Genomic DNA, 11,096 nt, shown 5'->3' on the forward strand with positions numbered 1-11,096 from the left:
GTAGGGGGTGGTGGGGGGGCGGGATCCTCCCGCTGCCCGGGGCCTGGCGGGGGTGCGGCGGGGGCTGGTGCTCACACCGTCGCGATGACGACCTTGCCGGCCTTGGCGCGTCCCTTCTCGGCGTACTCCATGGCTTCGCGGGTCTGCTCGAAGGGGAAGACACGGTCGACGACGGGTCGGATCCTCCCGGCGTCGACGAGCCGGGTGATCTCGCGCAGCTGTTCGCCGTCGGCCTTCATGAACAGGAAGGAGTACGTCACGCCCCGGCGCTTGGCGTGGCGCCGGGTCGTGAAGCTCAGCGCGTTCATCGCCTGGCGCAGGACCGGGTTCGCGCCCAGCTCGCGGGCGAAGTCCGCGTCGGGGGGCCCGGCGATGCTGATGACCTTCCCGCCGGGCTTGAGGATGCGCAGGGACTTCTCCAGGGTCTTGCCGCCGAGGGTGTCCAGGACGACGTCGTAGCCGTCCAGGATGTCCTCGAAGTCCTGGGTGCGGTAGTCGATGACGACGTCTGCGCCGAGTTCCTCGACCAGGGCGGTTGTGGCCGCGCTCGCGGTAGTGGCCACGTGTGCGCCCAGGTGCCTGGCCAGTTGGAGGGCGATGGTGCCCACCCCGCCGGAGCCCGCGTGGATGAGGACCTTCTGGCCCGGCCGGACCCTTGCCTTCTCGACCAGCGCCTGCCATGAGGTGAGGGCGACCAGGGGAAGGGAGGCGGCGTCCGCCATGGTGAGGGTGGCCGGCTTGTGGGCCAGGTCGTCCTGGTGGACGGCGATGAGTTCGGCAAAGGTGCCGATGCGGTCTTTGTCGGGCCGCGCGTAGACCTCGTCGCCCACCGCGAAGCGGGTGACGGCCGAGCCAACCTTGACCACCACTCCGGCGAGATCGTTGCCCAGGATGAGAGGCAGGCGGTACGGGAGGATCCGCTTGAAGGCACCGTCGCGGATCTTGAAGTCCAGCGGGTTGACGCTCGCCGTGTGGATCTTGACCAGCACGTCGTCGGCGCCCGGCTTCGGATCGGGCAGCTCGGCGGCGCGCACCGCGGACTGGTCACCGTACTTCTCGATCAGATACGCCTTCATCGTCATCTCCGTTTTCCGCCCGCCGGGGGGGACGGGGGGTCTCCGCTCGCTCCAGGATTGCCCCGGTACGAGATACCTTCTTCTCTGCACTGCTGGCTCAGAGGGCTCCGCGCCGATGCGGCGCGGGCGCCTCACCCCGCATTCGGCGCGGCGGCCAGGCTCTGCTTCACGTGCCGGGTGACGTCGTCGGCGAGGATCTCGGGCAGGCCCGTCTCGATGCCCGACAGAGCCTGGGCGGCGACCTCGGCCGGGTCGGCCTTCTGCTCGGCGGGAACGCCGGCGGCCATGTCGGTGTCCATGTATCCGACGTGCAGCGCCGTCACGGCGATGCCGCGGGGCGCCAGCTCCTCCCGGACCGCACCGGTCAGCGCCCAGGCGGCGGCCTTCGCCGTGGCGTAGGAGCCGAGGCCGGCAGGGTGCAGCCAGGACAGGACGGACAGCACGTTGAGCACGGCGCCGCCGTCGTTGGACTCGATGACCGGGGCGAAGGCCCGGGTCACGGCGAGCGGGCCGAAGAAGTTCACCTCCATCTCCAGGCGCACCGCGTCCAAGTCGCCCGCGATCAGCGGCGTTCCGGTGGAGATGCCGGCGTTGTTCACCAGCAGCGTCGCGTCGGAGGCGGTGCGGGCCGCCCCCCTGATCGACTCCGCGTCTGTCAGGTCGAGCCGCAGCGGGACGGCCCCGGGCAGGTCCACCGTCTCGGGGCGGCGGGCCGCCGCGTACACCTTGACCCCGCGCGCCATGAGCTGGGCGGCCAGATGCCGCCCGAGCCCCCGGTTGGCGCCGGTGACAACCGCAACCGCGTCCTTCAGTTCCATAAGCACTCCCAGCATCGAGGGCGGCGACGACCGCACGATAGATTGCATCCGTCATCTAAATCTCAGTCTAGAATAGATTTCACTCGACATCCAACTGGGAGGGGTGACCGATGGGCCGCGTATCGCAGGCACAGGCACAGGAGAACCGCCGACGGGTCGTGGAGACCGCCTCCCGGCTGCTCCGGGAGCAGGGCACCCACCTGAGCGTCGCCGACCTCATGAAGTCGGCCGGCCTGACCCACGGCGGCTTCTACAAGCAGTTCGCCTCCAAGGAGGCCCTCATCGACGAAGCCACCGCCCACGCGTTCGCCGAACTCGCCCAGCACCACAGGGACGGGCTCGATCAGTACGCCGGGCAGCGCGACGCCGCCCAGCGGGCGCTGATCGACGCCTACCTCTCCGCCGAGCACCGCGACAGCCCGGCTGACGGCTGCCCCGCCGCCGCACTCGCCACCGACATGGCCCGCGACGGAGGAGATACCGAGGCCCGCCGCGTCTACACCCAGGGGGTGGGCGAATTCTCCGACTTCCTCGCCGCCAAGGACCAGGACGGCATCACCCGGCTGTGCACCATGCTCGGCGCACTCGTCCTGTCCCGAGCCACCAACGGCACCCCGCTCTCCGACGAGATCCTCACCGCCGCACGCACGGCACTGATCGGCACCGACTGACCGCAGAGACGGTGCAGGGCGGCGCGCCGCAGGAAGGGCGCGCTTCTTTGCACCCTGTCGCCATCCACTTCTCGTGAACGGCTCCCCCGCGTTGCATCGCACCGCCGCATGCCCGATCTTCCTGACCGCCTCCGAGCGTGAGCGGCTGAAGAAGAGGGCCTACGGCCACAAGACAGAGCACCGCTGCGCCGGCGCGCCCAGGTCGTCTTGTACGCGGCTCGGGGCCGCTCCAACGCGCGCGTCGCCCGCGAGACCGGGCTGCACGTGGACACCGTCCGCACCTGGCGCGACCGTTTCGCCGGGAACCGGCTGCCCGCCCTGTCCGACCGCACGCGTTCCGGGGGTCCCGCTTCCTTCGCCCCGTTACAGCCCAGGTCAAGGCGCCGGCCTGTCCACTGCCAGCGGAGAGCGGCACGCCACTGTCCCGCTGGTCGGCCTCGGAGCTGGCCCGCGAGGTCGTCGCCCGCGCCATCGTCGACACAATCCCCGCCTCCAGTGCGACGCCGGCTCGTCCAGGACGCCATCAAACCCTGGCAACACCGGTCCTGGATCTTCATCAGCGACCCCGGCTTCCGGCTCAAGGCAGCCCGTGTCCTTGACCTGTACACCCGCGCCCGGGACGGCGAGCCGCTCGGCGCGGACGAGTATGTGATCAGCGCGGACGAGAAGACCTCCATCCAGGCCCGCTGCCGCTGTCACCCCACCCTCGCCCCCGGGCAGGTCAGGTCGATGCGGGTCAACCACACCTACGGGCGCGGCGGAGCATTGGCCTACCTGGCCGCCCACGACGTCCACCGGGCGAAGGTGTTCGTCCGCTGCGAGCCGACCACCGGCATCGGCTCGTTCATGAACCTGGTCACCCAGGTCATGAGCCAGGAACCCTACGCCAGCGCGAAACGCGTGTTCTGGATCGTCGACAACGGCTCCTCCCACCGTGGCAAGGCCGCAGCAGCCCGGCTGACCACTGCGTTCCCGAACGCGGTACTGATCCACACCCGCGTGCGCGCCTCTTGGCTGAACCAAGTCGAGGTCTATTTCTCCGCCGTACAGCACAAGGCCCTCTCGCCCAACGACTTCACCGACCTTGGCCAAGTCGGGAAACCGGCTCCGAGCCTTCGAAGACCGCTACAACGCCACGGCACAGCCGTTCCAGTGGAAGTTCACCACCTCCGACCTGGACGATCTGCTGGCCAGGCTCGGCCGACACGCCGCCGATCACCCAGAAGAATCCTTGCCCCGACTCGCCGCATGATCAACCCCGAAGGACTTACGACGCAGACTACTTGGCGCGTTAACTGCTTCAACTATGTACCTCGAGGCCGGACGCCGACCGCGCCAGGTCTTACGCGCCGAGTGCGGCGCGGACGGCCGCGGCCTTCTCCTCGGTGAACACGCCGCTTTCGAGGAGGGAGAGGACGGACAGAACGCCTCCGCGTGAACCCCAGCTGCCCTCGTCGATCACGCGGAAGGTCACCCACCAGGCCGGCGACGGCTCCGGCATGCCGCAGGCATCGGCCATCGTGGCCAGGACGCGCTCGATGACCTCGGCGCGGACTTCCTGGCGCCAGTCGCCGTCCATGACCGTCACGTCGATCACCATCGCGTCGGCGCCCGGACCTACGTCGGCCAGGAGGCGGCCGCCGATGGCCATCATGCCGGGCTCGCGATCGGTGAAGTGCACCTGGAACCCCACCCGTGCGGCAGGGGCGAACTGGCCGACCTCGGGCACGAGCACGGCGTCCGTCAGCGTCTCGGCCAGCCTGCTGCGCTGCTCCTGGCTCAGGCGGCCCTTCGGGCTGTTCACGGTGATGACGGTCATGACTCTCCTTATGACGACTGTTATAGACAGGAGCCTACACCGCGATATAACGACTGCCATAACCTGTGCGGCCGGAGCGGCCGCCACAGCTGCGGGGCAGGAATGGCAGGGAGTCATGCGCTGAGCGTCGCGTTCCGCCCGGTACGTCGCGAGTCGCAGAAGGGCCGGCGACGTGGGACAGCCGCCTGTACTTCAGCGCGTCAACTCCACCGTCGGGGTCCGGCGCCGGTGACCGAGGTGAACGCTTGGTCGGCGCCGGTCCAGGAGAACACCTCCAGCAGCACCTCGGGCAGGTCCACCTCCGGCAGCATCGCGTTCACCGCCGCCCGTCATGTCCAGCAGGGAGGCCGGTTCGGGCTCCGATTCCAGCGCGGCGAAGTTCAGCCGCCCGTCGCCGAAGACGATCTGCGCGTCGTCCGGCAGCCGCCCGGCGACCTCCCGGTAGGTGCCGTCCAGCAGCGCGGCGCGCGCAGCCAGGTGCTCGCCCGCCTCGCCGGGCAGCCCGAGCGAGGCCAGCACGGTCGGCCGGGCCTGCTCACTTCTTCTGGCCCGCCCGGCGATACAGACGAAACGCCCTTACAGGCCCCCACAGAAGCTGTTGATCATGTGACTGTCGGCTTGGTTGCTCGTTGGTCTGTTCGTGGCGATGAGGAACTCCCGGCCCTGGATCGCCTCGGACGAACTGTGGTCACTGATCGAGCCGTTGCTGCCGGTCCCGGCGCCGAAACTGGTGGCGGGGCGGCCGCGGGTGCCTGACCGGCAGGCTCTGTGCGGGATCCTCTTCGTGCTGCACACCGGGATCCAGTGGGAGTACCTGCCCCAGGAGCTCGGCTTCGGCTCCGGCATGACGTGCCGGCGCCGGCTCGCCACCTGGAACGACGCAGGCGTGTGGGTCCAACTCCACCTGGTCCTGCTCAAGCTCCACCTGGTCCTGCTCAAGCAGCTACGGTCGACCAAGCAGCTCGACCGGTCTCGGGCGGTGATCGACTCCAGCCACGTCCGGGCCGCTCGAAGCGGCCCAAAAGCGGACCCAGCCCGGTCGACCGCGCACGTCCGGGCAGCAAACACCACGTCCTCGTCGACGGACAGGGCATCCCACTCGCCGTGTCGCTGACCAGCGGAAACCGCAACGACATCACCCAGCTGATGCCCCTGCTCGCCAAGATCCCCTCCGTCGCCGGCCTGGTCGGACGACCGAGGCGACGACCGGACATACTGCTGGCCGACCGAGGCTATGACCACGACAAATACCGCCGCCTGGTCTGGGCACAGGGCATCAAACCGGTGATCGCCCGGCGCGGTTCCCGCACGGCTCCGGGCTCGGTGTCCACCGGTGGGTCGTCGAGAGGACGATCGCCTGGCTGCACGGTTTCCGACGCCTACGCGTCCGCCGGGAACGACGCGACGACATCCACGAAGCCTTCCTCGGCCTCGCCACCTGCCTCATCACCCACCGACACATCCAACGCCTTTGTTAGGACCTCTAAGTAGATGGTCGCGGTCTTCTCGTAGCGGGTGGCTATGCCCCGCCACTGCTTCGATCGGTTGATGCAGCGTTCGACGGTGTTGCGCTGCTTGTATGTCTCGCGATCGAAGGCGGGGGGCCTGCCGCTGATCGGCCGGAACGGGGATAACCGCGCGGCTACCGCGCTTGCGCAGGTGCTCGCGGATCGCGCGGGAGGAGTACGCCTTGTCTGCCGAGACCACATCCGGCCTGGTGCGGGGCCGTCCGCGCCGTCGGGCAACGCGAAGGCGGGCCATGACGTGTGCGAAAGCGGGCGCGTCGCCGGCCTGTCCGGCGGTGACCACGAAGGCAAGTGGACGGCAGTTGCCAACGGAGGCAAGGTGGATCTTCGTAGTCGGTCCGCCGCGGGACCGACCGATAGCGTGGTCTGCCGGTTCGCCTGATGGGGCCCTTTTTGCGGGCCCCGGCCGCATGCTGGCGTGCGCGCACAATGGTGGAGTCCACTGAGACGGCCCAGTTGAGGCCTTCGTCGGCGTCGTCCTCTGCGACCAGTGCGGTGAACACCGCTCCCAGATCCCGTCGATGGCCCACTTCCGCAGCCGGTTGTAGACCCCCTCGCCATTTGCCGTACTTCTCGGGGAGGTGGATCCACTGCGATCCCGTCTGGAACTTCCAGGCGATCGCATCGATCACCTCACGTTGATCCCGCCACCGGCCACCTCTCTTCGGCGTCCTGTCGGGGAGTAACGGCTCGATCCGCGCCCACTGCGCGTCAGTCAGCGACACACGTCAACCAACGATCAGATGCTCCACCAGCAATGGGGTGCCGTTGCGTGTCAGGCCAATTCGAAGCCACTCTGGATGACACCGTGCTCCGCAGGCCTCTCCCAGCAGGTGTAACGGCGGCCGAGAAGATCTGCGAGGCTGATCCCTAGCTCTTCCGCCAGCCCGGCGGCAACGGTCTTGCCTGCCCGAGAGACATCATCGGCGGCCTGATAGCAGGCCAGGGCTCCACGCAGCTCGACGACCACATACTCCACGCGCTTGCCCGCGCCGGTCGTCGATCCATCGCCGTGCTGCCCGTGCTGGGCACTCAAGGTGCTGCCGCAGAGACCACAACTCGATTCGTTCCGCGATGCATCCACGGCCGCATCGTATGTCTCTCTCGAACAGCCGTGATCATCAGCCGCCCTTACCTAGGAGCACCCGGAACCAGCCCTCCCGGGCGCTTTCCGCCGGGACTCACCGGCGCTGATCCAAACGAAACTGCCTAGGCGCCCCTTCGAAGGCGCCCAGCGTATGTGACGCCGAGGTGGTCGATGACCTCGGCAAGGGTACGGAGCGGATTCCGCCTGAGACGGTACGGCCACAATCGGCGAGCAGGGGCCGCACCGCGCCGGCCGGTGCTCCGCCCCGCGCCATCTCCCCACGGCTCGGGCGGCAGTCACACCCGGCACCATTCCCGGGTGGTGACGAAACCGCGGGCGCCGACGCCCGATGCGGAGGTGACGAGGAGTTCACTGCACCATCCCCAGTCCGGCCGCCCCCCATGTGTCGCGGGCACGTCCCCGGGCGCCGGCATGCACCGCGGGAACCGGGGTAGGCGCGGCTCCGAGCCGGGCGGCCGGCGCCCAGGCGGCGAGGAGAGATCCACTGTGCTGATGGCCCATCCCGTGGTGCTGAGCAAGCTGGTCGAGGAGTACGAGGCACTGAGCGTGCTGCACGCGGAGGACGGAAGCCGCGAGGTGCGTCGGCGCATGGAGGACCTCGCCTACACGCTGTGTGTCTCCACCGGCACCCGGGACGTCGACACCGCGCTGATCGCCGCCCGCCACCGCCTGCCCGGAGCCCGCCCCGAGGACGACTCGGTCCTGATGGCCTGAACCGGTCCGACCCGCGTCGGGGAGGGCGCGGGACGGACCGGGACAGCCCGATGGCGCCTGCCGGGCCAGGGCCCGGCAGGCGCCCTTGTCCTTCCCAGAGTCAGGAGTCCAGAACTGCCGTTCCGGAACTTCGTCGCCTGGGTGAGGATCACTGTCGAAGACGGCACCACGCGGGGAGGGCCCCAGACCTGAGGACCCTCGCACAGGCGGCCTGCCGGGCCCGAACGATGCCGAGATCGCCGTACGCCCCAGCACTGACACCCGGCAGACCGAGCTTGCGTGGAGGGGGCGGCCCTCGACGTCGAGGCGCTGCACGTAGCTGGTGACGGACGGCGCCGCCGGGCCCGGGCGTCACTTCGGCGCTCGGCCACGCGATCCGCGCGGACGCGAGGACCTGCTCGCTCGCCAAGGCGAGCAGGTCGGCGACAGTGAGGGGGCGTCATGCCGACCACCCGCCCGCCACGGCCATCAGCGATCGGGGCTGACGGCAGACGCCGTCGGCGGGCATCGCGGCGAGAATGTAGAAAACGGATGCGGGGCCGATGGTGCTCACCGTCTCCGTAGCTTTGTTCACGAGAACGGGTTCTGGCTCGCTTTCCGTGAAGCGCGTACGTTGCGCGACTGCTGACGTCCGCAGCAGCGTCAGCCGCGTCCTGGAAGTTGCCTGAAAATGATCAGTGCCGATCTTGCGGTGGACGACAGTTCGGCGTCCTGGAAGGGACATTGCTCCGTCTGAAGGGGCTGTTGTTCCCGTCGGTCGCGGACGTGACGGTGCTGTCAGTGGACGTGAACGACGAGGCGATACGCGTCGAGGCCCGCAGTGCGGCGGCCGAGGCGGTGTGTCCGAGTTGCGGGTGCTCTTCAAGCCGAATACACAGCTCCTACCTGCGGTTTACCGCCGATGTGCCTAGCGCAGGACGACGGGTGGTTCTGTGCCTGCGAATCCGCAGTTTCTTCTGAGTACGGACGGCGAACGTTCGTCGAGCAGATACCGGAGCTGATCAGGAAATACCGGTGGACCGAACGTCCTCGGTCGACCCTGGCCATGGTCGGCCTCGCCCTCGCAGGCCGGGCCGGCGCCCGGATGCCGAGCCTCTTCGGAGTGTCTGTCAGCCGCAGTACGGTGCCGCGGCTGGTCGACACGCTGCCCGAGCCGGACGTGCCTGCCCAGCGGGTGGTGGGCATCGATGAGTACGCCCCCCTCAAGGGCCGCGTCTACGGCACCGTGCTGGTCGACTGCGAGACTTCAGCGTGCCCGCCACCGCCAGTGCCTGCGCGTCCTGGCCCCCGAACCAGCCTGACAGCCCCACGGCGGACAAGGCTTACAGCAACGGTCCGTGCCGGGAGTATCTGCGGCGCCGGGGCATCCGACACACCCTCCCGGAGGAGACCGACAGTCAGGCAGCCCGCCTGCGCAAAGGACCCCGCGGCGGACGGCCACCGGGTTTCGACGAAGAGCGGTCCAAAAACGCAAAACTGTCGAACGGGCGATCAACCGACTCAAGCACGCCAGAGCAGTGGCCACCCGCTACGACAAGCGAGGCTACGTCTTTCTCGGCACCGCGACCGCCACAGCCCTCATCATCCGGCTCCGCACATGATCGACCTGAGAAGTACTGCTGGTGTCTCTGGCCGTGGGGCCCGAATCAGTCTCCGGTGAAGCCCCAAAAGCACAGTTCTGCCGGGTGTCCCTCAGCGTCGTAAACGATCGTGCAGCAGCCGGAGCCGCGGTCGAACGGAGGGAACCAGCCGTCTCCGGCCCGCTTCAGGGCCTGCTCGACAACATCCCGCCCCGGCCGCGTCGTCCCGAACAGTTCGACGACTTCCGCCGCTTCGACCACCCTTACATCACCAGGCTCCTCCATATGTTCCTCGCAACGGACCACGCGCTCGACGTCCAGCACCGAATGCGCCGGCTCCTCCTCCAGCCAAGCGCTCGCCATCAGCGCTGCCAGCGTCTCGATGCCTGCTTCCTGGTAGTCCTCGAAGTCTTCAGCGAAGACCCTCTCGCGAAGACCGTCCAGTGCATCCTGCTCACTGTGCTGGAAAGGCGTGAAGTACGACCATTTACTCGCTCCCATGCCTGCGAACCTTACTGATGGCCTGAGACCGAAGCCCTTGGCACGTCACCGCAGCATGATCGTCCGGACAGGTCCTGATCGGGTGACGCCGGTGAGAGTGGGGTGAGGGCGGCAACGGACAAGGCTCCCATGCCGTTGGGGGAGGTACTCGAAGTCTCAACCCAGGGGCACAGAAGTCCTGTTGGTTCGCCATCCTGCCGCCCCGACCTCCCGCATGCCCTGGTCGAGTGGGTGACCATGCTCATCGTCAGCCGTGAGGGTGACCGCCGGTGCGAACTCCCGCCCGCACCAGCGCGCGCTCGTCGCTCCGGTGTACCTGCGCCGCCACGACACCCTCCCCTGGGTCGCGGCCAGGCTTCGGGAATATCCGTCGGCACCGTCCACGCGTATGTCACCGCCGTGACCGGTCTGCTCGCCCACCACACTCCGGGCCTGCTCAAGACGCTGCGCGAGCACCATCCGAGCCAGCCGACCCGGAACCATCCCTGCGCTGGCGGGGAGCAGGCCGCCGCTCTCGCCGGGATGACGGCGCCGGAGGCGCGATCCCCGCGCTGTCTCGGATGCGGGTACCGGGCCTTCGCCCGGAACAGGCGTCGTGAAATCATCAAGCGATGACCGAACCGACCAGCGACGACGGCCGCACCTTCCGGCGCGAGACCGAGCGAGTCGTCAACGAGATCGCCCAGGGGTTCCGCACGTTGGACGCTGGTGTGAGCTGGTTCTCCGACCTCGCCCCAACACGCCAGCAGATGGTTCTGCAGGAAGTCGCCGGCTATGCGATGCAGGCGCACATCACAGCCGCGGACGGCCGTACGGGGGTGGCACGGTCCGGTGTGAAGCCCACGGCCAGCCCCTCGGGAATGATCTGTATGGACCCGCCCCGCTACGGGTTCGCGGGCCTGCCCTCCGCCGAACACGTCAAGGCGTTCCGGGTCCTCGTCTCCGTGTTCACCGTTGCTGACACTCGCCGCCGCGAGACGTACTGCAAAGGCGCCTGCGGACATGCATGGCACAACCTGCCGGCGGCAACCGAGCATCCGTAGCATCGGCCATTCCGGCTTTGGATGGGCTGACCATCGGGCGGCCCCTCCCGAGTGACATCCGTCCGCAGGTCAGCGCGCTGCGCGTGGGGAGAAAAGTGAGCAGCTCCGGGGAACCGTTGAGCACCGGTTGGGGAAACTCAGGGTTCTGTCCGCACTTCCGTGAACGATCTCTCAGCACCCTCTCTGCTGGCCGGTCGATACGATCGACGGGTGATGGACGAACCTGTGATTGAGCTGTCA

Annotated in this window: 9 protein-coding genes and 5 pseudogenes; 7 read left to right on the forward strand and 7 right to left on the reverse strand. The window is 68.5% G+C overall.

Features of this window, described 5'->3' with window-relative positions; all coding sequences use genetic code 11:
- Positions 1 to 71: 71 nt before the first annotated feature.
- Both IF00_RS0139885 and IF00_RS0139890 read right to left on the reverse strand, forming a co-directional pair.
- Positions 72 to 1,076 (reverse strand): NADP-dependent oxidoreductase, encoded by a 1,005-nt coding sequence (locus IF00_RS0139885; RefSeq protein WP_030326918.1) that lies wholly within the window; start codon positions 1,074 to 1,076, stop codon positions 72 to 74.
- Between the two features lie 131 nt (positions 1,077 to 1,207).
- Positions 1,208 to 1,894, reverse strand: coding sequence for an SDR family oxidoreductase (locus IF00_RS0139890; protein ID WP_030326920.1), 687 nt, complete (start codon positions 1,892 to 1,894; stop codon positions 1,208 to 1,210).
- A gap of 110 nt (positions 1,895 to 2,004) precedes the next feature.
- Here IF00_RS0139890 and IF00_RS0139895 point away from each other — a divergent pair, with 110 nt between their 5' ends.
- The 3 genes and pseudogenes from IF00_RS0139895 to IF00_RS44635 all read left to right on the forward strand — a co-directional run bounded on the left by IF00_RS0139895 (position 2,005) and on the right by IF00_RS44635 (position 3,954).
- Positions 2,005 to 2,565 carry a TetR/AcrR family transcriptional regulator gene (locus IF00_RS0139895; RefSeq protein ID WP_030326921.1) on the forward strand — a complete coding sequence of 187 codons (561 nt, stop codon included), beginning with the start codon at positions 2,005 to 2,007 and terminating at the stop codon, positions 2,563 to 2,565.
- A 183-nt stretch (positions 2,566 to 2,748) separates the two neighbouring features.
- Positions 2,749 to 2,907: pseudogene (locus IF00_RS48210) on the forward strand (helix-turn-helix domain-containing protein); the annotation flags it as partial.
- 153 nt (positions 2,908 to 3,060) lie between these two features.
- Complete coding sequence (locus IF00_RS44635; RefSeq protein ID WP_245234789.1) at positions 3,061 to 3,954, forward strand: transposase; 894 nt, start codon at positions 3,061 to 3,063, stop codon at positions 3,952 to 3,954.
- Here IF00_RS44635 and IF00_RS0139905 read toward each other — a convergent pair.
- Entirely contained in the window at positions 3,908 to 4,384 is a 477-nt protein-coding gene (locus IF00_RS0139905; RefSeq protein WP_030326922.1) for a tautomerase family protein, read from the reverse strand. The two genes, IF00_RS44635 and IF00_RS0139905, sit on opposite strands and share 47 nt — an antisense overlap.
- Positions 4,385 to 4,507: 123 nt before the next feature.
- Positions 4,508 to 4,921: pseudogene (locus tag IF00_RS44640) on the reverse strand (Tn3 family transposase); the annotation flags it as partial.
- A 109-nt stretch (positions 4,922 to 5,030) separates the two neighbouring features.
- On the opposite strand from IF00_RS44640, the pseudogene IF00_RS44645 reads away from it, so the two are divergent.
- A pseudogene (locus IF00_RS44645) lies at positions 5,031 to 5,862 on the forward strand (IS5 family transposase).
- Here IF00_RS44645 and IF00_RS44650 read toward each other — a convergent pair.
- Together IF00_RS44650 and IF00_RS0139920 are read right to left on the reverse strand one after the other, a co-directional pair.
- Positions 5,764 to 6,635, reverse strand: a pseudogene (locus IF00_RS44650) (IS5 family transposase). The pseudogenes IF00_RS44645 and IF00_RS44650 overlap by 99 nt on opposite strands.
- 50 nt (positions 6,636 to 6,685) lie before the next feature.
- Positions 6,686 to 6,994, reverse strand: coding sequence for a hypothetical protein (locus tag IF00_RS0139920; protein WP_245234788.1), 309 nt, complete (start codon positions 6,992 to 6,994; stop codon positions 6,686 to 6,688).
- Positions 6,995 to 7,504: 510 nt separating this feature from the next.
- Here IF00_RS0139920 and IF00_RS0139925 point away from each other — a divergent pair.
- The gene (locus IF00_RS0139925) at positions 7,505 to 7,732 is read left to right on the forward strand and encodes a DUF5133 domain-containing protein (protein WP_030326929.1); all 228 of its coding nucleotides are present in this window, start codon (positions 7,505 to 7,507) and stop codon (positions 7,730 to 7,732) included.
- A gap of 1,646 nt (positions 7,733 to 9,378) precedes the next feature.
- Here IF00_RS0139925 and IF00_RS0139935 read toward each other — a convergent pair.
- A complete protein-coding gene (locus IF00_RS0139935) occupies positions 9,379 to 9,813 on the reverse strand; it encodes a Rossmann-fold NAD(P)-binding domain-containing protein (RefSeq protein WP_051820894.1) in 435 nt (144 codons plus the stop codon).
- A gap of 181 nt (positions 9,814 to 9,994) precedes the next feature.
- Between IF00_RS0139935 and IF00_RS44660 the strand changes: the two are divergent.
- Positions 9,995 to 10,275, forward strand: a pseudogene (locus tag IF00_RS44660) (transposase family protein); the annotation flags it as partial.
- Positions 10,276 to 10,424: 149 nt separating this feature from the next.
- Positions 10,425 to 10,856 carry a DUF5958 family protein gene (locus IF00_RS0139940; protein ID WP_051820895.1) on the forward strand — a complete coding sequence of 144 codons (432 nt, stop codon included), beginning with the start codon at positions 10,425 to 10,427 and terminating at the stop codon, positions 10,854 to 10,856.
- Positions 10,857 to 11,096: the final 240 nt, after the last annotated feature.

It is taken from the genome of Streptomyces flavochromogenes (assembly GCF_000717595.1).
Taxonomy (GTDB): Bacteria; Actinomycetota; Actinomycetes; order Streptomycetales; family Streptomycetaceae; genus Streptomyces; species Streptomyces flavochromogenes.